This is a genomic window from Rhodococcus sp. NPDC056516 (genome assembly GCF_042794655.1).
Taxonomy (GTDB): domain Bacteria; phylum Actinomycetota; class Actinomycetes; order Mycobacteriales; family Mycobacteriaceae; genus Rhodococcus_F.
In genome coordinates, this window is record NZ_JBHTTG010000008.1 from 36,837 (window position 1) to 57,528 (window position 20,692).

Below are 20,692 nucleotides of genomic sequence, written 5' to 3' on the forward strand. Positions count from 1 at the left end.
CGTTTATGCCGGGATGGCTTGCTGTTGCAGCTTGATGGCGAGGTTCGACAAGTTGACCGACGCGCCCTGAGCCACAAGAAGCTGAACGTCAGCGAAGGTCAATGTGACCTTCACCGTCACAGGTTTGCCGTTGTCGGCTTCGGTCAATGGGGATGCAGCCGTGACTACGGTGCCGCCTACGGTCACCACCGTGGTTGCCGTGATGTTGTCTTTGAGTTGATTCGCGGTGGCTCCTGGAGCTGCCGTCGTGCCGGCTGTGATGGTGCTCGTGTCCGCCGCGATAGTGGCGGCGAGGCGATCGCCGTCTGCGGTGATCGAAGTTGTGCAGTCGAACGTGAGCACTTCTGTCGGCACAATTCGCCATGCGGTGATATCCGTGATCGGCTTCACCGTGGGGTTCGTGGACTGCCATCCCGTTCCGGATACCGGGGCGCAGGGAGCGAGCTGCAACGTGCCCGCTGTGACAGCGCCGCCGCCGCCGACTACTTCGCTGTCACTCCACATTGCGAGCGAGCCCGCTCCACCGAGGAGGAGGGCACCGGCCGCCGCAGCAGCGATCGCGCCCTTGGTCTGCTTCTTCATGAAAATCTCATTTCATGTCTGGGACCCGAAATGGGTCGTTCAGACATGAGTATCAGCCATGGCAAACGATTCGTTACTACTTTTCCAAAATTTCTTTTTCGACTGTGATCCACATTGTCCGGGGAATTGAAAGTGGCTCTGACCTGCGGATAACTATCAGTATGTAATTTTGGTGCGAAGAAAACCGTTTGTTTGTCCAGTTGGACAAACGGGACGAGTCGGATCCTGGCAAACTCGCTGTTTTTACCAGTTAATTACCAACTTTCCATTCTTTTGACAATTCCTTCAATTGTTTGCGTTGCTACGGAATGGATCGGTTGTCATTCCGACCAAATCCGCGACCGACTCGAGGACGATGGTCGGGCGGTACGGGTAGAGCTCCACCGACGCGCGGGTCGAGATTCCGGTCATCACCAGAATCGTCTGCAGTCCGGCTTCGAGGCCGCAGACGATGTCGGTGTCCATGCGGTCGCCGATCATCAACGTGTTGGCCGAATGTGCGCCGATGGACCGCAGGGCGGACCGCATCATCAAGGCGTTGGGCTTGCCGACGTAGTAGGGATCGCGCCCGGTTGCCTTGGTGATGAGAGCGGCGACCGAGCCCGTGGCCGGGAGAGAGCCGTCGCGCGACGGTCCGGTGGCGTCGGGGTTGGTGGCGATGAACCGCGATCCACGCTCGACCAGGCGAATGGCCGTGGTGATCGCCTCGAAGGAGTACGTGCGCGTCTCGCCGAGGACGACGTAGTCGGGGTCGCTGTCCGTCAGGACGTAGCCGATGTCGTGCAGTGCAGTGGTCAGGCCCGATTCACCGACCACGTAGGCGCTGCCGCCCGGACGCTGGTTGGCCAGGAAGGTCGCGGTAGCGAGCGCTGACGTCCAGATCGACTTCTCCGGGATGTCGAGTCCCGAATTGAGGAGGCGTGCTCGCAGGTCACGCGGGGTGCGGATGGAGTTGTTGGTGAGCACCATGTACGGAATGTCGTTCGACGCCAGTTCTGCCAGGAACGTGTCTGCTCCGGGTATCAAGTGCTCCTCGTGGACGAGAACCCCGTCCATGTCCATGAGGTAGGTCCAACCGGTCTGATCGTCTGTTCTGGTCATATCTCCAGTATGTGCGGGTGCCGCCCGATGTGGGCGGTCAAGCGAGAAGACGCCACAAGCCGATCAGGCCGACGACGACAATCGTGTATCGCAGTGCAGTGGGGGACAGGCGTCGTCCGTAGCGGGCGCCGAGAACGCCGCCACCGAGTGAGCCGACAGCGATCAAACCTGCTGCTGCCCAATTGATCTGGTCGAAGGCCAGGGTGATGTACATTCCGGCCGCGACGATGTTGACGAGCAGTGAGAGCAGGTTCTTCGCGCCGTTCATGCGCTGGAGGGTTTCCGGGAGGATGGCACCCATCACACCGATGAGGAGGATGCCCTGCGCGGCGGTGAAGTAGCCGCCGTAGATGCCGACGGCAAAGGTGCCCGCGGTCAGGAGCATCAGCCTCTTGGTGGACAGCGTCGTCTCTTCGGTGGAACGCTTCTTCGCCCACGCCTGGATACGTGGCTGGAGGAGGACAAGTGCGAGAGCCAGGATCAGCAGCACCGGAACGATGGTCTCGAACAGTTTCTCGGGTAGGTGCATGAGCAACCACGAACCAAGGAGTGCGCCGGCGAGCGACGCGGGAATCTGCCACTTCAAACGATCCCACTGCCCGGACAACTCACGCCGGTATCCCCACGTGCCCGAAACCCCGCCGGCGACGAGCCCGACTGCGTTGGACATGGTCGCGGTCACCGGCGGCATCCCGAAGGCGACCAGGGTGGGAAACGTGATCAGCGTTCCACTGCCGACGACGGCATTGATCGCGCCCGCACCGATGCCGGCCAACAAGATGAAGAAAGCGTCGATTCCACTCACTCCGCAGACGGTACGGCAGAGGAAAAGTCAGTCCGGACGGCGGTCCCGGTCTCGATTCGAACACTCCATTGAACACGGCGACCAAGGTTTCGGACACCGTTGAAATCAGTGCGATTTCAACATGAAGCAACCTTCATTTCCCTTGCAGTGCAGGGAAATACAACATTTGACGACTCGAGATTTCGCGTCTAGTCTTTGCTCACCATCCAGAGCGACCGAGAGACCTGGCTCGTCGACGTCGCAGCAACCCCCCGAGTGATCGGGAGCGGGTGCTACCGCCAGGACCGATGGAAGGCATCACATGGGTTCCACTTCGCACGCTGCGCACAGGCGTCGTCACATCGATCTGTGCCGCACCGCTTCGTGTCACTGTCTCTGACCTCACTGTCACCGACCGAACTGTCGTCGTCTTCGCAACTCGAGTACGCCACCTCGAGAACACAGCTGCGTTCCCATTCCCCGAAAGGTCTATTCGTGATGTCCACTCCGTCAGGTAGTGCGCCGTGAGCGCGCCCACCGATGTCCGCCCCGAAAAGTCGGTGGCCGAGCCGCAGCTTCCCGACTCGGAACTTGTCGTTGCTCGTACCTGGCACCCGTTGCGCTGGGTGATCAGCGCGGTCGTGCTGGTTTTGCTTGCTCAATTCATTCACGGACTCGTCGTCAACCCCGGCTGGGACTGGCCGACGTTCGCGCAGTACTTCACCGCGAAATCGGTGCTTGCCGCGTTGTGGATGACGATCAAACTGACCCTGTGGGGGACGATCCTCGGATTCGGGCTCGGTGTTTTCCTGGCACTCGGCCGGTTGTCGAAGAACCCGGTCCTGCAGGTGATCGCCTGGACCTACATCTGGGCCTTCCGCTCGATTCCGCTCATCGTGCAGCTGCTCTTCTGGTTCAACATCACGTACCTGTACCAGACCCTTTCTCTTGGAATACCTTTCGGACCGGAGTTCTTCACCTTCCAGGTCAGCGGTGTGATCGGCGGATTCACTGCAGCAGTCATCGGTTTGGCACTGCACCAGGCCGCGTACTCGGCCGAGATCATCCGCTCCGGAATTATCTCGGTGGATCACGGTCAGATCGAAGCAGCTCACTCGCTCGGTATTCCGCGCAGTCGCCAGTTCTTCAAGATCATTCTCCCGCAGGCGATGCGGGCGATCCTCCCCAATGCCGCCAACGAGGTCATCGGACTCTTCAAGGGAACGTCCATCGTCTCCACCATGGCGATCGCCGAACTGTTCTACCAGGTGCAGGTCATCTTCGGCCGCAACGGGCGAGTTGTGCCCCTGCTGATGGTCGCCACAATCTGGTACATCATCCTCACGACGTTGCTCTCGATCGGTCAGTACTACGTTGAGCGCCACTATGCACGGGGATCCGCTCGCGCCCTTCCGTTGACTCCGATCCAGAAGGCGCGCAAGAAGTTCGAAGAGATTCGTGACGCGCGTCTCGATATTCCGAGAGGTGCGACCCGATGACCGCAGAATTGGCCGAAGAGACGGTGTACGCCGTCGAAGCGCGCGGAATCCACAAGTCGTTCGGCACGCTGGAAGTACTTGCCGGCGTTGATCTCCTGGTTCGCAAGGGCGAAGTGACCGTCATTCTCGGACCGTCCGGTTCCGGTAAGTCCACCTTGCTGCGCACCCTCAATCACCTCGAGAAGGTCGACCGCGGGACCGTACGGATCGACGGAGAACTGATCGGATACCGGCGCAAGGGAAATCGACTTCACGAACTGCGTGACCGCGAGATCCTGAAGCAGCGTTCACATATCGGATTCGTGTTCCAGAACTTCAACCTGTTTCCGCACCTGACCGCGCTGGAGAACGTGGTGGAAGCACCGCTCTCGGCCCAGAAACGAGACCGTGACGAGGTCTACCGCGAAGCCCGCGCTCTGCTCGAGCGAGTGGGAGTGGGAGACAAGGCAGACGAGTATCCCCGCCAACTCTCCGGTGGCCAGCAACAGCGCGTAGCGATAGCGCGAGCGTTGGCACTGCGTCCGGCTGTGATTCTCTTCGACGAACCGACGTCGGCGCTCGATCCCGAGTTGGTCGGCGAAGTCCTCGAAGTTCTTGCCCAGCTTGCCCGCGACGGCGCCACCTTGGTGATCGTCACGCACGAGGTCGGATTTGCTCGGGAGGTGGCGGACACCGCGGTCTTCATGGACGGCGGCGTCATCGTCGAACAGGGCCCGCCGTCGCAGGTGATCGACAATCCGGTCCACGAACGGACCAAAGCGTTTCTCTCCCGCGTCCTCTGACGCGACCCAGACTCATTCCCGGAAGGAAAAATTGATGTTCTCCCCATCCCGTCGCGCGACATTTCTGATCTCGGCTCTTGCCACCGTCGGACTGCTCAGCGCTGCGTGCAGCAGCGCTGACGCCGAGTCCGACGGCGCCCAGGTCACCGCGGCCGCGGGTTACAACCTCACCGCCGACCAGAATCGCATCACCACCGACAAGGTGGATGCCATCGCCGCCGAGGTTCCTCAGGACATTCGTGATCGCGGCACGCTGCGAGTCACCGGTAGTGCCGGTTCCGCTCCGCCGCTTCGCTTCTACGCCGACGACGACACCACCCTCATCGGCTCCGAGACCGACTTCGCCTACCTGATCGGTGACGTTCTCGGTTTGAAGGTCGATCTGCAGACAGCAGACTGGGCACAGAACTTCGTCCGCATCGACTCCGGGGAAGCCGACGCTTTCCTCTCCAACGTGACTGTCACAGAGGAGCGTAAGGAGAAGTACGACTTCGCCACCTACCGACTCGACACCCTGGCCTTCGAAGCGAAGAAGGGCGCCGGGATCTCCATCAAGGAACCCAAGGACGTCGCCGGCAAGAAGATCGCCGTCTCCTCTGGTACCAATCAGGAAGCGCTGCTGGTCAAGTGGAGTGAGCAGAACGTCGCGGCCGGCCTGGCGCCCACCGACATCTCCTACTACCAGAACACCACCGACTACTACCTCCCCTTGCAGTCCGGCCGAATCGACGCCTACTTCGGCCCGAACCCGTCGTCGCAGTTCCACGCCAAGCAGTCGGGTGAAACCGAGGTTGTCGGTGAGTTCTCCGGTGCCGGCGACACTTTGCAAGGACAGATCGCGGTGCTGGTGAAGAAGGACAACGGGTTGATCAAGGCCGTCAACGACGCGATCAACCACACGATCGAGAACGGTACGTACCAGCAGATCCTCGAGCGTTGGAACATCACCAGCGAAGCCGTCGACAAGTCTCTGATCAACCCGCCCGGCCTTCCCAAGACCAAGTGAGCTCTCGTCCATGAGTGAGATTCTCGATGTGATCGTCATCGGCGGAGGACTCGTCGGGTCCTCCGCCGCATGGCGGCTCGCGGCGCGCGGACACAGCGTCGTACAGCTGGAACAGTTCGGGCCGGGGCACAAGCACGGTGCATCGCACGGTACTTCGCGCATCTACCGTCAGGCCTACGACAATCACCTGTACACAGGATTGGCGGCCGACGCGCTGCCACTGTGGCGGGAGTTGGAGTCCACCACGGACATCGGGTTCCTGGAACTGACCGGTGCCGTCGATCACGGTCTGCCGCAGGCAGTGCAGTCCAAGGCGCAGATATTGGTCGAGGCCGGCATCAAGGGTGAGATCCTCACTCCTACAGAGGCGTCCGCCCGCTGGCCGGGGTTGCGATTCGACACCACCGTGCTCCATCACCCCGATGCAGGCCGGTTGCACGCGGACCGCGCCGTGACCGCGCTGAGAGCGGGAGCGGTGTTCGCCGGTGCCGAGGTCCGTCACGACGTTCGGGTATTGGCACTCGCGCGAGCGTCGTACGGCGTGGACGTGGTGACGGACGGCGGAACGCTCGCGGCTCGTCAGGTCGTGATCGCGGCTGGGGCGTGGACTGTGGACCTGATCGCAGACAGCGGACTCGGTTCCGAGATCGTGCTCCCGACGCTGCGCACGACGCAGGAACAACCGGCCCACTTTGCACCGCTGGACCCGGGAGTCGAGTGGCCGAGTTTCGTTCACCACACGGGTGCGCAGTTGGAGACCGCGGGGATCTACGGACTCGGTTCCGAGGACGGCATCAAGATCGGCGAACACGCGACCGGGCCGGTCGTGACTCCACAGACCCGCGACTACACCCCTGATGTCGACGGAGAGCAACGATTGGTCGAGTACGCCGAGTCGTGGTTGCCCGGCGTTGATTCCACCCAGGTCGAGTCGATCACGTGCCTGTACACGAGCACGCCGGACAGTAACTTCGTCATCGACCGAGTCGGCGCCGTCACGGTCGCGGCGGGATTCTCGGGTCATGGATTCAAATTCGGTCCGGCCCTGGGGGAACTTGTATCGAACCTCGTCGAGGGAACCGCTCTCGCTCCGGAAGTTTTTCGGCTGGGGGAGCGTTGACCAGATTCATGGAGGAAAGTGTTGTGGCACTGGAGCTCGGGACCCGTCAGGTCGAGGGCATCGGCGCGGTAGAGGTCTACTCGGTATCGCAGGACGATCCCTTGGCGGCTCCACTGATCGCGGAATTGGCGCTCGAATACAGCTCGCGATACGGCGGAACTCGCGAAGCGATGCTCGCGGATCTCACCACGTACCCGGCAGAAGAATTTGCGTACCCGCAGGGGGCGCTCCTGGTGCTCACCCACGAGGATGTGCCGATTGCCGGTGGTGCATTTCGCCAATTCGATTCCACCACTGCCGAATTGAAGAGAATCTGGACATCGGTCGACTATCGGAAGCGTGGTCTCGGCAAGGTCGTCGTTCGCGAGTTGGAACGAGAGATCGAGCTTCGCGGATACAACCGGGTGTTCCTGACGACGGGCCCTCGGCAACCGGAGGCTGTCGCGCTGTACCTGTCCAGTGGATACACACCGCTCTACGACGCTTCACTCTCGCCCGAAGAAGTGGGCGTCCACCCGTTCGAGAAACAACTTCGGGTGCTCGAAAATGTGACCCGAGCAGCAATTCCTACCGACCGGGTTGACAACACCCGGGTTTAGCCTCGTACACTTGCGAACGACCATCCAGAGCGACCGAGAGACCTGGCTCATTGAAGTCGCAGCAACCCCCCGAGTGATCGGGTGCGGGTGCTACCGCCAGGACCGATGGAGGAACACGAAATGAAGGCAGTCGAAGGCGGTTTCGATACCGCCTGGTCGCGTCGTCACGTAGACCTGTGCCGCACCGCGGGATCTTTCTGTACCAACTGACCTCGGTCAGTCATTCACACTCAGGCGAGTCGTCGACAAGTCTGTTTTCTCTTCTCTGCACAAGTGATTCGCGCTCGATCGCCTTCTCGGAGCTTCTTGCTTCACGGCGATGGGTGCGCTCTTCGGCATGCCTCTTTAGGAGTTCTTGGTGTCTTCGCCCTCATTCGGTGCCCGCAAACGCGCGACCGTCATTGCCGGTATCGGTGCTGTCTCGGTTCTCGGGACCGTCCTCGCCGGCTGCAGCAGCGACGGAAGCGGCAGCGGTGCCGACGCGGGTCCCGCGCAGTCCGGCGGAACCCTTCGTTACGGCCTCTCGCAGGCGCCGACGTGCGCCGATCCGGCCCAGGCCGGCAGCAACCAGACCGTGTATGTCACTCGCACCGTGGTGGATTCGCTGACCGATCAAAATCCCGACTCCGGCGAGATCACCCCGTGGCTCGCCAAGAGTTGGGAGATCAGCCCCGATGCCGCGAGCTTCACGTTCGTCCTTCGCGATGATGTCACTTTCAGTGACGGCACACCGGTGACGGCGGATTCGGTCAAGAAGACCTTCGACTCGGTCAAAAACCTCGGACCGAACGCGTCGTTGGCGAAGAGCTACCTGTCCTCCTACACGGGTACCGACGTCGTCGACGCCCACACGGCGAAGATCAATTTCTCCGGGCCCAATGTTCAGTTCCTGCAAGCAACTTCGACGCCGCAGCTCGGAATCCTCGCCGATTCCACCACCGCACTGGCATCCGAGCAGCGCTGCCCCGGTGCAGCGGTGATCGCCTCCGGTCCATTCGTGTACACCGACTGGCAGCAGGACAAGAGCGTCAAGATCGCCAAGCGTGCGGGATACAACTGGGCGTCGGACGCAGTCGCGCATCAGGGCGAGGCCTACCTCGACGGCGTCGATTTCACCGTGGTCCCCGAATCCGGCGTGCGCGCGGGCAGTGTGGCTTCCGGCCAGCTCGATGCGGTCAGCGACGCGCTTCCACAGGACGCACCGCAGATCGAGGGCGCCGGTGGACGCATCCTCACCCGGCCCAACCCGGGCGTGAGCTTCTTCTTCCAGCCCAATGTCAGTCGTGGAGTACTCGCTGATCAGGCCGTCCGCCAGGCCATCATTCCGGCGATCAACCGCCAAGAACTCGTCGACACCGTTCTTGATCCGTCGTTCTTCCCGGCAACGAGCCCGTTGGCTCACACCACTCCGCTCTACAGCGACGAATCCAGTGTCGTGACCTACGACGCGGACAAGTCGGCGAAGCTTCTCGACGCAGCCGGTTGGAAGGCCGGAAGCGACGGTATCCGCGAGAAGGACGGGCAGAAGCTCACGTTCAGCGTCACGTTCAGCCCGGTGTTCTCGGGTAATCAGGCCATTCTCGAGCTCGTGCAGCAGCAGCTCAAGAAGGTCGGCGTCGACCTGCAGCTCAATCTGGTCTCGAACGGTGAATGGACCGAGAAGGGGGTGTCGGGTGACTACGATTCGCTGTACTACAACAGCACTCGGGCCGACGCCGACATCCTGCGGGCGTCGTTCAGCACCGAGGGCCGCAACCTCAATCGTCGCGGCGCAGATCCGGAGCTCGACAAGGTTCTCACCGACCAGCTCGCAGCCACGGACAACGGTCAGCGCGGCGAACTGGTCTCCACCGCTCAGGAATTGATCCTCGACCGTGGGCTCTCCATCCCCACGATCGAGCTCTCGCAGGCCATCGGCGCCGGATCGAGTGTTCAGGATCTGAACTTCGAAGCCTCGTCACGCCTGCAGTTCTACGACGCATGGTTGTCGGGTAAGTAATCATGACTCGATACGTACTCACCCGACTGGGCCAGGCCGCGGTTGTCCTGTGGGCCGCCTTCACTATCTCGTTCGTGATTCTGTTCCTCCTGCCGAGCGATCCGGTCAGCATGGCTGCGGACTCGTCCGGGCAGGGTGTTGCAGTGGATCAGGCTGCGCTCGATCAGCTTCGGGCACGATACGGCTTGGACCAGTCGGTGTGGGTGCAGTACTGGACGTCGCTGACCAATGCTCTTCGCGGCGATTTCGGTACGTCAATCTCCACCGGTCAGTCGGTAACGGATGCCATCTTCTCGGCATTGCCGAGCACCCTGGTGCTGGCAACCACGGCTTTGGTTCTCGCCGTGCTGTTCGGAGTGGCGATCGCGTTCTTCGCTACCTACACCCGCAAGCGGTGGCTGGCGAACCTGTTGTTCTCGCTGCCGCCTCTGGGAGTGGCTGTGCCCACCTTCTGGGTGGGTCTGATCCTCCTGCAACTCTTCTCGTTCCGTCTGCACATCTTCCCGGCATTCGGGGACAAGGGATTCGCAACGGTAGTTCTCCCGGCGTTCACGCTGGCGATCCCGACCGGCGCGGTGATCGCGCAGGTCCTCACGACCAGCCTGCAGTCGACGCTGCGTTCGCCGCACGTGGAGACCGCCTATGCCAAGGGCGCCAGCCGTTGGCGCGTGCAGACCCGTCACGCGTTGCGACTGGCGAGCATTCCGGCATTCACCATTGCCGGAGTGCTGGTCGGAACTTTGCTTGCTGGTTCGGTGGTCGTGGAAACGGTGTTCTCCCGCGCGGGCGTCGGCCGTCTGACCCAGACGTCGGTGATGGCGCAGGACATCCCGGTGGTACAGGGCGTCGTTGTGTTCGCCTCCCTGGTCTTCGTGCTCGTCAACCTCGCGGTCGACCTCTTCTACCCCCTGATCGATCCACGAATCATTCAGGCGAAGAAGACACATGCCGAAAACTCGAATACCGAAAGCTCGACCGATCTGGAGCCGGCCCATGTCTGACACATTGATCGAACCCTTACTCCTCGATCCACGCGTCGAGGCCAAGGCACCAGTCGTTTCGCGCCGAAGGTCGACTGCCGTCGGTTTGATCCGTAAGCCCGGTCTGGTCATTCCGGTGCTGATCGTGCTGCTTGCCATCGGCTTTGCCGTCGCGCCTGGGTTTTTCGCCAGCGGTGATCCGTTGTCCGGCGTCCCGGCGGACAAACTGCAGGGACCGAGCTTGGCTCACTGGTTCGGAACCGACAACCTCGGGCGTGATCTGTACACACGCTTCGTACACGGCGCCGCGCTGTCCCTGACCGCGACTTTGGTAGCGGTGGGAATCGCGTTGGTGGCAGGATCGATCATCGGTTTGCTTGCGGGATTTGTCGGCGGAGTCGTCGACGCAGTTCTGATGCGCATCGTCGATGTCCTGCTGTCCATTCCGGCGCTACTGCTCTCGTTGGCATTGGTGACCGCGCTCGGCTTCGGCACCATCAACGTCGCCATCGCTGTCGGCGTCAGTATGGTCGCCAATTTTGCGCGAGTGATGCGTGCCGAAGTGATGCGGGTGCGCGGCGCTCAGTACGTCGAGGCCGCGTTCAGTTCGGGCGTGCAGTGGCTCGGTGTCCTGCGTCGGCACGTGCTGCCCAACTCGTACGCGCCCGTGGTCGCGCTTTCCGCAGTCGAGTTCGGGCAGGCAGTTCTTGCAGTGTCGGCACTGAGCTTCTTGGGATTCGGCGCGGTTCCGCCTACCCCGGAATGGGGATCGCTGGTGTCCGAGGGGCGCAACTTCCTCGCCAATGCCTGGTGGATGACAACACTTCCCGGTCTCGCGATTGTCGCCGTGGTCATCTCGGCGCACCGTATCGGCCACGAGATCGAAAGGAGCAACCGGCGATGAGCGCGACAGAGGAACAGTTGCTTTCCGTCACCGACCTGCAGATCTCCTACGGCAACGAGCCCGCGGTGTCCGGTGTGAGTTTCACCGTCGGCCGCGGCGAAGTGGTTGCGGTGGTGGGGGAGTCGGGTTCGGGAAAGTCGACGACGGCCCACGCGATACTGGGCCTGCTCGCCGGTAGCGGCCACGTCACGGGCGGAAGCGTCGAGTTCGAAGGCGACAGAATCGATTCGTACCCCGACCGCGCGTGGCAGAGAATCCGCGGCGCTCGTATCGGTCTGGTGCCGCAGGATCCGACGACCTCGCTCAACCCGGTGACTCGGATCGGCGACCAGGTTGCAGAAGTCCTGCGGATCCACGGCCTCGCCGACCGGCGCACAGCGCGGTTGGACGCCGTCGCCGTGCTCGAGCGCGCGGGTATCGATCGCCCGGAGATCCGGGCACGCCAGTATCCACACGAGCTGTCCGGCGGTATGCGGCAACGAGTTCTGATCGGTATCGCTCTTGTGGCGAACCCGGCCCTCATCATCGCCGACGAGCCGACCAGTGCTCTGGACGTCACGGTTCAACGACGCATTCTCGACCATCTCGACGAGCGAATCGCCGAATCCGGTGCCGCCGTGCTTCTGATCACGCATGACCTGGGTGTGGCCGCAGACCGCGCGGACCGGATCCTGGTGATGCAGGGGGGCAGAATCGTCGAATCCGGCCGCACCGCAGATATTCTGGGAGATCCGCGAGACGAGTACACGAAGAAGCTGCTGAACTCTGCGCCAAGCCTGTCCTCGGGACCGGTCGATCGCCCAGTCCGTCAGGACACGAGCCCGCTGCTGACGCTGACCGGAATCACCAAGCGTTTCAACGTCGGCCGCGGGAGTTCGATCACCGCGGTGAACGAAGTATCGCTGACTGTTCCGAGGGGCCAGACGGTGTCACTGGTGGGGGAGTCAGGTTCCGGCAAGTCGACCACCGCCCGCATTGCCGTGCGATTGGAGCAGGCGGACGCCGGCACCATCACCTTCGACGGACAGGACATCACGAAGGTCAAGGGCAGCGGCCTGCGCGAGCTGCGTCGAAAGATTCAGCTCGTGTATCAGAACCCTTACGCGTCACTCGACCCGAAATTGTCCGTCCAAGACATCGTGGCAGAGCCGCTGCGGGCCTTCAAGGTTGGAGGACGCAGCCAGCAGCAGAGCCGTGCCGCCGAGCTGCTCGATCAGGTTGCACTGCCCGAGCAGTTCCTGGGCCGCAAGCCGGCCGAACTCTCGGGCGGCCAGCGTCAGCGGGTGGCGATCGCTCGCGCGCTCGCTCTGAAGCCGGATCTACTCGTTCTCGACGAGCCGGTATCCGCTCTCGACGTCTCGGTTCAAGCGCAGATCCTGGCGCTACTCGACGATTTGCAGCGAGAACTGGGCCTGACCTATCTCTTCATCTCCCACGATCTGGCGGTAGTTCGCCAGATCAGCGACGTAGTCGGCGTCATGCAAGCTGGGCGATTGCTCGAAATCGGCACTACCGCCGAGATTTTCGACAATCCCCGAAACGAGTACACACGCACACTTCTCGACGCGATCCCCGGGCGGGATCATTCGACAGGAAAGGCCGAACATGTCCGAGCGTAGTTCCGGAGCATTCCTGGTCGGCCTCGAATTCGAGGGCACCGGAGCTCATCCGTACTCCTGGCGACGCGAGGATTCGCGCGCCGAAGATCTGTTCACGCCGTCGTACTGGGTGGACCTGGTGACCGCCGCGGATCGGGGTGGGGTGGATCTGGCGTTCCTCCCCGATTCTTTCGGGCTCCAATCCGAAGGCCAGCACGCTGTGCGGGGGAGGTTGGAGGCCGTGGCAACTGCGGCGAGGCTGAGTGCTGTCACCTCGCGCATCGGCCTGATCCCCACTGCGACGGTCACGCACACCGAACCGTTCCACATTTCCAAGGCCATTGCGAGCATCGACTACTCGTCTGCTGGGCGGGCCGGTTGGCAGGTCGCGGTGTCCGACACCACCGAGCAGGCAGCGTTGTTCGGCCGAAAGGCAGTGCAGGGTCCGGAGTCCGCGTGGGAGGAAGCGTCCGAGGCGGTCGAGGTGATCAGTCGGCTGTGGGACAGCTGGGAGGACGACGCCGAGATACGTGATGCTGCGAGCGGACGATTCATCGATCGGGACAAGCTGCACTACATCGATTTCGAGGGAAAGAACTTTTCCGTCAAGGGCCCGTCCATCACCCCGCGCTCGCCTCAGGGGCAGCCGCTGATCTCCGTCGACGCGAGTCGACCGGAGGCCCGCGAACTCGCCGTTGCGCGCGGAGATCTGATTCGGATTTCGGCAACCGACCTCGGCGAGGCCAAAGCTACGGCCAAGCTGGTCCACACGAGTGCAGCTGCCCTCGGGCGCAGCGTCAGAGTGCTCCTCGATGTCGACGTGCTTCTCGGAGCCGATCGCGGTGCCGCCGACGACGCTTTGGCAGAACTCGAGGAATGGGCGGGAGTGCCGTATGTACCGCACTCGCTGTTCTATCGCGGTGACAGTGCGGGTTTGACTGCGTTGCTGCGTGAGATCGGTGGGCTTGCCGGGATCGACGGTGTGGTTCTGCGTCCCCTGGCGCTGGCCGCCGGAGTGGACAAGATCGCGACGGACGTGGTGCCAATTCTCAATCCGCGACCGAGTACGGCCCCGACTCTGCGCGAGCGGTTGGGCTTCGAGTTGCCCGTCAATCAGTTCGCGTAGCGCGAGTAGAGAACAGGAACACCGATGACACAGAACAGGATTCGCAAGCAAGTTCATCTGGGCGCTCATTTCCCCGGCGTGAACAACACCACGGTGTGGACCGATCCGGCGTCGAAGAGCCAGATCGAGTTCAGCTCCTTCGAGCATCTCGCACGCAGTGCCGAACGCGGATTGTTCGACTTCTTCTTCCTCGCAGAGGGTTTGCGCCTACGCGAGCATCAGGGCAAAATTCACGACCTCGACGTGGTCGGTCGCCCGGACACCTTCAGCATTCTCAACGCGGTTGCCGGTGTGACAACGCATCTCGGCCTGGCCGGGACGATCAACACCACGTTCAACGAACCGTACGAGTTGGCCAAGCAGTTCTCGACGCTCGATCATCTCTCCGACGGCCGCGCCGCCTGGAACCTGGTCACCTCCTCGGACGCCTTCACCGGCGAGAATTTCCGCCGCGGTGGCTACCTGGAGCATTCCGAGCGGTACGCACGCGCCAACGAGTTGGTCGACGCAGTACGGACACTGTGGGACAGTTGGCGCATCGGCCGTCCGATCGTCGACCGTGAACGCGGTGTTTTTGCCACCGACCAGCAGGTAGGCCAGTTCCAGCACTCCGGCAAGCAGTTCGACATCGCCGGACGCTTCGAAGTGCCGCGGAGTCCGCAAGGGCACCCAGTTCTGTTGCAGGCCGGTGACTCCGACGAAGGACGCGAGTTCGGCGCCGCCAAGGCCGATGCCATCTTCACCGGGCACGGAACCCTCGAAGCGGGCAAGGCCTTCTACGCAGACGTGAAGGGGCGCCTGGCCAAGTACGGACGCACGCACGCAGACCTCAAGATTCTCCCCGCCGCCACCTTTGTCCTCGGTGACAACGCAGCGGATGCACAGGAGAAGGCGTATCACATCCGGCGGCAGCAGGTCGGACCTCAGACTGCCATCGCTTTTCTCGAACAGGTTTGGGGCAGAGACCTTTCGCAGTACGACGCCGACGGCCCGTTGCCGAAGGAAGATCCGTCGGACGACGTCAACATCACTCGCGGACGCGTCCGTCACGTCAAGGATCCGCGAGCGGTCGCCGATCAGTGGCGAGCGAAGGCAGAGGCCGAAAACCTCAGCATCCGTGAACTCATCATCGAAGTGACTGCCCGCCAACAGTTCGTGGGCAGTGCCGCCGAGGTGGCTGCCGAGATCGACAGCTACGTCCAGGGCGACGCGAGCGACGGCTTCATCCTCGTTCCCCACCTCACCCCCGCGGGACTGGACGAGTTCATCGACACCGTCGTACCGGAACTGCAGGACCGCGGCAGTTTCCGGACCGAATACTCAGGAACCACCCTGCGCAGCCATCTCGGGCTGCGCCACCCGCACGAGCAGGCTGAAGGAGTCCGCGCATCATGACCGTTACCGACACGTCCACCAGCACCTTCACCGGCGATTGGAATGCCTGGCACGCCTCGCGCGACGCGACCTTCAGCGAACCACTCGGCTGGCTGAGCCTGACTGCGTTGCATTGGCTGGTGGACACCGATTCCACGTTCGCAGACCTTCCGGGTGCATGGCGCGCCGACGCGAATGCCGTGGTCGTCACCGCAACGGCGGCAGACGATCTCTCGATCGACGGTGTCGCAGTGGACGGTTCGTCCACCCTGAATCCGATCGAGGGGGCGCCGGGCCTGATCGTCAAGCAGGGCGAACGTCTGGTCGAGGTCATCCGCCGCACCGGCGAGGTAGCCCTGCGGATCCACGATTCGGCAGCCCCGGCATTGGCGCAGTTCAGTGGTATCCCGACCTTCGAGCCGAACCCGCAGTGGCGCATCGACGGTGTCTTCACAGCTTTCGAGGAGGCTCGCACGGTGACGACCGGTGCGGTCGTCGAGCGCCTCGAGCATCATCACGACGCTCGCGGAACCATCAGCTTCGAACACGACGGTGCAACGCATACGCTGATTGCGTTCGCGGGCAAGGACAACGGCTTTCACATCCTGTTCACCGACGCGACCAGCGGGGTGTCCACCTACCCGGCCGCACGCTCGTTGCACGTGAGCGCACCGGAACCCGGTGGCGCGGTAGTCCTCGATTTCAATCGGGCGTCGAACCTGCCCTGCGCCTTCACCGATTACGCGACGTGCCCCGTGGCCCCCGCCGAGAACCGCCTGGCGTTCGCGGTGGAAGTCGGCGAAAAGACACCTGACAGCCGCTCCGAAAGCGCACCGAGGTGAGCGCGCCGCTGTCCGTACTCGACCTCTCGCCGATCAGTGAGGGCGGAACGGCCCGCCAGGCTTTGCGGAACTCGCTGGACCTCGCTCGTTCTGCCGAAGCATGGGGATACAAGAGATACTGGGTCGCCGAACACCACTTCGTCGGTGTCGCCTCTTCGTCACCAGCAGTGCTTGTCGGGCTGATCGCGGCCGCCACCAACACCATTCGTGTCGGTTCGGCCGCCGTGCTGCTGGGCAACAACACGGCAGCTCAGGTGGTGGAAGCCTTCGGCACCGTCGAAGCTTTGTATCCGGGTCGAATCGATCTGGGTATCGGGCGCAGTGGTCAGCGCCGGGTGGAGGCACTTCGTGCCGTCGCTGCCGGGACGACTGCCCCCGCGGAATCGAAGCGGGAGAACGTCGTACGCGACGGTGTGGTGATCCCGGCGCCCTTCGATCCGACCGGGTTCCTCACGTCACCGAGATTGCAGGCGTCGTTCGAGGCCTTGGCGTTTCCGGGAGCGCAGGCGCCCGATTTCGAGCAGCAGGTCGACGACATACGCTCGCTCCTGAACGGAACCCACCGCACCCGCGACGGTATCGAATTGCACGCCAGTCCCGGCGAGAATGCCGACGTCGAACTGTGGGTGTTCGGAAGCAGCGCGGGCCCCAGTGCCGAACTCGCCGGACGACTCGGATTGCCGTTCGGTGCGAATTACCATGTGGCGCCGTCGAGTACGCTCGACGCGGTCGAGGCTTACCGTGCGGCATTCCGGCCGTCGGCAGTTCTCTCCGAGCCGTACGTCGTCGTGTCCGCGGATGTTGTTGCCGCGGAGGACGATGCGACGGCCAGGGAGTTGGCGTCGACGTTCGGGCACTGGACGCACAGCATCCGCAGCGGGCACGGAGCAATCCCGTATCCCGATCCGGAGACGGCGCTCCCACTTTCCGACGCCGACAAAGCAGTGGTGGAGGATCGGCTGATCACGCAGTTCGTCGGTTCGCCCACCACCGTCGCCGACAGGCTCGACAGTCTGCAGAAGCTCACCGGGGCAGACGAATTGGTGATCACCGGAGTGACCTATCGACACGAGGATCGTCTGCACTCGTACGAACTGCTCGCCAAGGAATGGGGACTACCCGCACTACTGGCAGCGTGAGGTTGCCTTGGTCCATTAGTGTCGAGTGATGTTTGCACCTCGAGATGCGCTTGCGGTTGCTCTTGACGTAGCGCGTGAGGGCATGGAGCTCGGGGAGATGCCGATCGGCGCAGTCGTGTTCGACGACGACCGTGTGCTCGGGCGGGCGTATACGCAAGAACGGGCACTCGGCCGACGGGTAGTCCATGCGGACCTTCAAGCGCTCTTGCAGGCCGACGAGGCTCTCGGGTTCGCTCGAGCGTCGGGTGAATTTGACATTGGCGGTCAATCTCGAACCATGTCTCATGTGTATGGGTGCCGCGATCACGCTCGGTGTGACTCGGGTGTGGTTCGCTCTCGAATCCCCGAACGACGGTGCGGCGGAACTCGTGCAGCTGTGGGCGCCGCCTGTGGAGCTTCCGTTTTTCTGTAAGCCGCGTGAAGTCCTCGGCGGCATCCGCCGTGACGAAGCGCGAAATCTGTTCGCTGAATACGCCACCGGCACCGGCCCCGCCGGGATGCGGGACTGGGCGCGCAGTCTCACCTGACGCCATGGCTTGTAAGGAGCGCCGTGAGGCTCACGCCCCGATAGCGCCCGCGATCATCGGCCACGATGCACGCATGTCAGCTTCGAAGAGTCCCCAGGTGTGGGTGCCCTCGGGGCGGAAGCTGAACGTCGCGGGAATGCCGAGTTGGTTGAATCGACCCTGCAATGCGGCAGTGCACATGTTGGTGATGCCTTCGAGCACAGCGCCGGGAACGACCCCGGCAGCCATCGCCAGTGAGTTGATTCCGTCGACCGGGCCGGGAAGTCCGTTGCCGGTCGAGACGAACAGTGCTGTGCCGCGCAGTTTCTCGGCGTTGATCAGCGGGTCGTGCGCAGCCCACTGCGGGCTACCCCACGGCCCCCACATGTTGCCTGCGTTTCCGCCGCCGAGGATCTCGACCATCGAACGCACCGCTGCCTGACCGAGCGGGTCGCCGGCGCGCGGGCAGCCGCTGTACGAGCCGACGGCGCGGTAGGTGCCGGGCGACTGGATCGCGAGGTCCAGGACCGGCCCACCAGCCATCGACACACCACCGAGCGCGTTGACGCCGGTCGTGTTGTACCGAGCGTTGACTGCAGCCGGTAGTTCCTTGGTGAGGTACGTCTGCCATTTGTTGCGCCCGAGTACCGGATCGTCGGCGTTCCAGTCGGTGTACATGCTGAACTTGCCGCCGACCGGCATGACCACGTTGACGTGCTTGTCGTTGAAGAAGTCACGGACTCCGGTGTTGTTGAACCACGAGATTCCGTCCTCACCGCCGCCGACGCCGGTCAACAGATAGAACGTCGGGGCAGCGCCGCCGCCGGCCGGGGAGATCACGTCGTTGGCGATCCAACGGTCCATCGAGGGTGAGTAGACGTCGATGCGACTGACCACGGAATCCGCGCTCGCAGTCGGCGCACTGAGGCCGAGAAAGCCGGCAGCCATTGCCACCGCCATCGTCAGCCGAACCGTGAAACGACGTGTCTTCATATTTCCCCCCAGGCGCAAGCCGGACAGCGTATTCGTGCCTTCCAACAGTGGCACAATGCGAAGAAGAGTGACGAATGTCCGGGTAACAGTCCGATAAGAAGATGGAGACAATTGCGTGGGATCGCAGTCGCACCACCCCGAATCCGACGTGATTCGGCTGGCCTTCGGGCTGGCTGCGATCACGGCCGGTGCGGCGCGCAGAACCGCTGGTCTCGCCCTTGATTCGGTGCAGCGGATCCCCGTAGTCGGTGGCACTCTCGACGATGCGATCACCCAGGTCACCACCCGCGGCACGGACGCGATTCGCTCGACCGCGGAGTTCGCCGACTCCACCCTGCGGACGGTGATCAAAGCTGTCGTCGACGCTGCTCTGGCCGAAGTCGACATCACGAAAATCGTCGTCGACCACGTGGACATCGACAAGATCGCCGAAAACATCGACGTGGACAAGATTGCCGAGCGGGTCTCGCTCGAACCGATCATCGACCGGGTCGACGTGGACGAGATCGCAAGTCGCCTCGACGTCAAAGCGGTGATCGATCGCCTCGATCTCGACGGGATAGTCGACACCGTCGACCTCGAACGCCAGGTCAACCGCATCGACCTCGTCAAGATCGCCGACCAGGTCATCGAGGGCGTCGACCTCCCACAGATGATTCGCGAATCGACCGGCTCACTCTCCACGGAAGCCGTGCACGGAGCTCGGGTGCAGGGCATGCAGGCGGACGACGCCGTAGCCGGGTTCGTCGGGCGACTTTTCGGCCGCGATAACGCACCGTCACCAGAAAAGCCGTCACCAGAAAAACCGTCACCAGAGACCGATCCGGACACGAACGCAGGCGAACGCTAGTGGCCCAGGAGAGTTCCGGCCCCGCCGGCATCGTCACCCGTGGACTTGCCGGACTGATCGATCTGGGCGTCGTCCTGCTCCTGATGGGTTCCGTGTACGTGGGCTTCGCCTTCGTCCGACTGCTCTTCTCACCGCAGAGTTTCACGTTCGCGGAACCGGGAATCTTTCTGTCCACGACGGCATTTCTCGGTGTCTCGGTGGCGTATCTGACTGCCTGCTGGGCGACCACCGGTCGAACCGTCGGCTCCCTCGTGATGGGGCTCAGGGTGATCACGTCCGGGCATCGCCTCGTGCGCTGGCCGTTGGCGTTCGTCCGCGCGGTGCTCTGCGTACTCTTCGCCTTCGGGTTGCTGTGGTCGGCGGTCGATCGACGACGACGATCGTTGCAGGACATCGTTCTACGCACCGAGGTCGTCTACGACTGGCGTCAGGACCCGGATCTGGTGGCACCGCACGGAGGTGAGCACGCATGAGCGAACCCAACCGCCCGGACGAGCGCTTCACTCTCGCCAGTGAACGCACCTTTCTCGCCTGGATGCGCAGCTCACTTGCCTTGCTGGCGGGCGGCATCGCCGTCGTCCAGTTGGTGCCGGAGTGGAGCACAGGGTGGGTCCGCACGGCGCTCGGTCTGATCTTGATCGCACTCTCGGCGGCAGCCGCACTGGTAGGTATGCGACGCTGGCTACAGGTGAAGAAGGCGCTCGAGGACGGAGCCGCGATGCCGGAACCGCACGCACTGTGGCTGTTTGCCCTGGCATTGGCGGGGGTTGCCGTGGCAGCCGGTATCGCGACGGTGGTCACCAGCCTCGCTCGCTGAGATACGCAGAGAAGTCCTTGCGGTGTCTGGATAGTCTGCAAAGAACGAGAAGCATGTCAGAGAAGTAAACGAAACAGACGACAAGGGAGTG

23 protein-coding genes, 1 pseudogene and 2 riboswitches are annotated in these 20,692 nt (G+C 62.9%); of the genes and pseudogenes, 20 read left to right on the forward strand and 4 right to left on the reverse strand.

The features are described from left to right. Positions 1-3: 3 nt before the first annotated feature. The 3 genes from ACFQ6Y_RS23515 to ACFQ6Y_RS23525 form a co-directional block, all read right to left on the reverse strand. Complete coding sequence (locus ACFQ6Y_RS23515; RefSeq protein WP_378637784.1) at positions 4-582, reverse strand: alternate-type signal peptide domain-containing protein; 579 nt, start codon at positions 580-582, stop codon at positions 4-6. Positions 583-867: 285 nt separating this feature from the next. Then, positions 868-1,683, reverse strand: a complete 816-nt coding sequence (locus ACFQ6Y_RS23520) for an HAD-IIA family hydrolase (protein ID WP_378537262.1) — start codon at positions 1,681-1,683, stop codon at positions 868-870. A 37-nt stretch (positions 1,684-1,720) separates the two neighbouring features. Further along, entirely contained in the window at positions 1,721-2,488 is a 768-nt protein-coding gene (locus ACFQ6Y_RS23525; protein WP_317552607.1) for a sulfite exporter TauE/SafE family protein, read from the reverse strand. Positions 2,489-2,687: 199 nt separating this feature from the next. After that, positions 2,688-2,782, forward strand: a riboswitch (SAM riboswitch). 7 nt (positions 2,783-2,789) lie between these two features. Between ACFQ6Y_RS23525 and ACFQ6Y_RS23530 the strand changes: the two genes are divergently transcribed. The 17 genes and pseudogenes from ACFQ6Y_RS23530 (at position 2,790) to ACFQ6Y_RS23610 (ending at position 17,962) form a co-directional block, all read left to right on the forward strand. Beyond that, positions 2,790-2,867, forward strand: coding sequence for a putative leader peptide (locus tag ACFQ6Y_RS23530; protein WP_378537806.1), 78 nt, complete (start codon positions 2,790-2,792; stop codon positions 2,865-2,867). A gap of 124 nt (positions 2,868-2,991) precedes the next feature. Next, the gene (locus tag ACFQ6Y_RS23535; protein WP_378537264.1) at positions 2,992-3,966 is read left to right on the forward strand and encodes an amino acid ABC transporter permease; all 975 of its coding nucleotides are present in this window, start codon (positions 2,992-2,994) and stop codon (positions 3,964-3,966) included. Further along, complete coding sequence (locus tag ACFQ6Y_RS23540) at positions 3,963-4,748, forward strand: amino acid ABC transporter ATP-binding protein (RefSeq protein ID WP_020968833.1); 786 nt, start codon at positions 3,963-3,965, stop codon at positions 4,746-4,748. Before ACFQ6Y_RS23535 ends, ACFQ6Y_RS23540 begins: the two co-directional genes overlap by 4 nt. Before the next feature lie 34 nt (positions 4,749-4,782). Further along, entirely contained in the window at positions 4,783-5,754 is a 972-nt protein-coding gene (locus ACFQ6Y_RS23545; RefSeq protein ID WP_378637787.1) for an ABC transporter substrate-binding protein, read from the forward strand. A gap of 10 nt (positions 5,755-5,764) precedes the next feature. Then, positions 5,765-6,874: an FAD-dependent oxidoreductase gene (locus ACFQ6Y_RS23550; protein ID WP_378637790.1), complete on the forward strand. Its 1,110-nt coding sequence runs from the start codon at positions 5,765-5,767 to the stop codon at positions 6,872-6,874. Between the two features lie 8 nt (positions 6,875-6,882). Next, entirely contained in the window at positions 6,883-7,473 is a 591-nt protein-coding gene (locus ACFQ6Y_RS23555) for a GNAT family N-acetyltransferase (RefSeq protein WP_378637793.1), read from the forward strand. Between the two features lie 17 nt (positions 7,474-7,490). Then, positions 7,491-7,585: riboswitch (SAM riboswitch) on the forward strand. A gap of 8 nt (positions 7,586-7,593) precedes the next feature. Continuing rightward, positions 7,594-7,683, forward strand: coding sequence for a putative leader peptide (locus tag ACFQ6Y_RS23560; protein WP_310504006.1), 90 nt, complete (start codon positions 7,594-7,596; stop codon positions 7,681-7,683). Positions 7,684-7,831: 148 nt separating this feature from the next. Further along, positions 7,832-9,472 (forward strand): ABC transporter substrate-binding protein, encoded by a 1,641-nt coding sequence (locus ACFQ6Y_RS23565; RefSeq protein WP_378637796.1) that lies wholly within the window; start codon positions 7,832-7,834, stop codon positions 9,470-9,472. 2 nt (positions 9,473-9,474) lie between these two features. After that, entirely contained in the window at positions 9,475-10,473 is a 999-nt protein-coding gene (locus tag ACFQ6Y_RS23570; RefSeq protein WP_378548945.1) for an ABC transporter permease, read from the forward strand. Continuing rightward, a complete protein-coding gene (locus ACFQ6Y_RS23575; protein WP_378637799.1) occupies positions 10,466-11,356 on the forward strand; it encodes an ABC transporter permease in 891 nt (296 codons plus the stop codon). Before ACFQ6Y_RS23570 ends, ACFQ6Y_RS23575 begins: the two co-directional genes overlap by 8 nt. After that, positions 11,353-12,975: a dipeptide ABC transporter ATP-binding protein gene (locus ACFQ6Y_RS23580; protein ID WP_378637802.1), complete on the forward strand. Its 1,623-nt coding sequence runs from the start codon at positions 11,353-11,355 to the stop codon at positions 12,973-12,975. Before ACFQ6Y_RS23575 ends, ACFQ6Y_RS23580 begins: the two co-directional genes overlap by 4 nt. Further along, a complete protein-coding gene (locus ACFQ6Y_RS23585; protein ID WP_378637805.1) occupies positions 12,962-14,080 on the forward strand; it encodes an LLM class flavin-dependent oxidoreductase in 1,119 nt (372 codons plus the stop codon). Before ACFQ6Y_RS23580 ends, ACFQ6Y_RS23585 begins: the two co-directional genes overlap by 14 nt. Before the next feature lie 24 nt (positions 14,081-14,104). Continuing rightward, entirely contained in the window at positions 14,105-15,475 is a 1,371-nt protein-coding gene (locus tag ACFQ6Y_RS23590; RefSeq protein WP_378637809.1) for an NtaA/DmoA family FMN-dependent monooxygenase, read from the forward strand. Next, a complete protein-coding gene (locus ACFQ6Y_RS23595; RefSeq protein ID WP_378637813.1) occupies positions 15,472-16,296 on the forward strand; it encodes a DUF1684 domain-containing protein in 825 nt (274 codons plus the stop codon). The genes ACFQ6Y_RS23590 and ACFQ6Y_RS23595 overlap by 4 nt, the downstream gene beginning before the upstream one ends. Continuing rightward, on the forward strand, positions 16,293-17,435 hold the full coding sequence (locus ACFQ6Y_RS23600; protein WP_378637817.1) for an LLM class flavin-dependent oxidoreductase: 1,143 nt from the start codon (positions 16,293-16,295) through the stop codon (positions 17,433-17,435). The genes ACFQ6Y_RS23595 and ACFQ6Y_RS23600 overlap by 4 nt, the downstream gene beginning before the upstream one ends. Before the next feature lie 97 nt (positions 17,436-17,532). Then, positions 17,533-17,616: pseudogene (locus ACFQ6Y_RS23605) on the forward strand (nucleoside deaminase); the annotation flags it as partial. 64 nt (positions 17,617-17,680) lie between these two features. Continuing rightward, positions 17,681-17,962, forward strand: a complete 282-nt coding sequence (locus ACFQ6Y_RS23610; protein WP_378638603.1) for a nucleoside deaminase — start codon at positions 17,681-17,683, stop codon at positions 17,960-17,962. 30 nt (positions 17,963-17,992) lie between these two features. On the opposite strand, the gene ACFQ6Y_RS23615 is transcribed toward ACFQ6Y_RS23610, so the two are convergent. Continuing rightward, on the reverse strand, positions 17,993-18,934 hold the full coding sequence (locus ACFQ6Y_RS23615; RefSeq protein WP_378548960.1) for an alpha/beta hydrolase: 942 nt from the start codon (positions 18,932-18,934) through the stop codon (positions 17,993-17,995). A 115-nt stretch (positions 18,935-19,049) separates the two neighbouring features. Here ACFQ6Y_RS23615 and ACFQ6Y_RS23620 point away from each other — a divergent pair, with 115 nt between their 5' ends. Genes ACFQ6Y_RS23620 through ACFQ6Y_RS23630 form a run of 3 tightly spaced genes read left to right on the forward strand, consistent with a single transcriptional unit; the run spans position 19,050 to position 20,601 of the window. Further along, on the forward strand, positions 19,050-19,784 hold the full coding sequence (locus ACFQ6Y_RS23620) for a hypothetical protein (protein WP_378637821.1): 735 nt from the start codon (positions 19,050-19,052) through the stop codon (positions 19,782-19,784). Beyond that, the gene (locus tag ACFQ6Y_RS23625) at positions 19,784-20,257 is read left to right on the forward strand and encodes an RDD family protein (RefSeq protein WP_378637826.1); all 474 of its coding nucleotides are present in this window, start codon (positions 19,784-19,786) and stop codon (positions 20,255-20,257) included. Before ACFQ6Y_RS23620 ends, ACFQ6Y_RS23625 begins: the two co-directional genes overlap by 1 nt. Further along, complete coding sequence (locus ACFQ6Y_RS23630) at positions 20,254-20,601, forward strand: YidH family protein (protein WP_230816265.1); 348 nt, start codon at positions 20,254-20,256, stop codon at positions 20,599-20,601. The genes ACFQ6Y_RS23625 and ACFQ6Y_RS23630 overlap by 4 nt, the downstream gene beginning before the upstream one ends. Positions 20,602-20,692: the final 91 nt, after the last annotated feature.

Coding starts and splice junctions, on each gene's coding strand:
- ACFQ6Y_RS23515 (WP_378637784.1), bottom strand. CDS start 582: ATGAAGAAGCAGACCAAGGGCGCGATCGCTGCTGCGGCGGCCGGTGCC.
- ACFQ6Y_RS23520 (WP_378537262.1), bottom strand. CDS start 1,683: ATGACCAGAACAGACGATCAGACCGGTTGGACCTACCTCATGGACATG.
- ACFQ6Y_RS23530 (WP_378537806.1), top strand. CDS start 2,790: ATGGGTTCCACTTCGCACGCTGCGCACAGGCGTCGTCACATCGATCTG.
- ACFQ6Y_RS23540 (WP_020968833.1), top strand. CDS start 3,963: ATGACCGCAGAATTGGCCGAAGAGACGGTGTACGCCGTCGAAGCGCGC.
- ACFQ6Y_RS23545 (WP_378637787.1), top strand. CDS start 4,783: ATGTTCTCCCCATCCCGTCGCGCGACATTTCTGATCTCGGCTCTTGCC.
- ACFQ6Y_RS23550 (WP_378637790.1), top strand. CDS start 5,765: ATGAGTGAGATTCTCGATGTGATCGTCATCGGCGGAGGACTCGTCGGG.
- ACFQ6Y_RS23555 (WP_378637793.1), top strand. CDS start 6,883: ATGGAGGAAAGTGTTGTGGCACTGGAGCTCGGGACCCGTCAGGTCGAG.
- ACFQ6Y_RS23560 (WP_310504006.1), top strand. CDS start 7,594: ATGAAGGCAGTCGAAGGCGGTTTCGATACCGCCTGGTCGCGTCGTCAC.
- ACFQ6Y_RS23570 (WP_378548945.1), top strand. CDS start 9,475: ATGACTCGATACGTACTCACCCGACTGGGCCAGGCCGCGGTTGTCCTG.
- ACFQ6Y_RS23575 (WP_378637799.1), top strand. CDS start 10,466: ATGTCTGACACATTGATCGAACCCTTACTCCTCGATCCACGCGTCGAG.
- ACFQ6Y_RS23580 (WP_378637802.1), top strand. CDS start 11,353: ATGAGCGCGACAGAGGAACAGTTGCTTTCCGTCACCGACCTGCAGATC.
- ACFQ6Y_RS23585 (WP_378637805.1), top strand. CDS start 12,962: ATGTCCGAGCGTAGTTCCGGAGCATTCCTGGTCGGCCTCGAATTCGAG.
- ACFQ6Y_RS23590 (WP_378637809.1), top strand. CDS start 14,105: ATGACACAGAACAGGATTCGCAAGCAAGTTCATCTGGGCGCTCATTTC.
- ACFQ6Y_RS23595 (WP_378637813.1), top strand. CDS start 15,472: ATGACCGTTACCGACACGTCCACCAGCACCTTCACCGGCGATTGGAAT.
- ACFQ6Y_RS23615 (WP_378548960.1), bottom strand. CDS start 18,934: ATGAAGACACGTCGTTTCACGGTTCGGCTGACGATGGCGGTGGCAATG.
- ACFQ6Y_RS23630 (WP_230816265.1), top strand. CDS start 20,254: ATGAGCGAACCCAACCGCCCGGACGAGCGCTTCACTCTCGCCAGTGAA.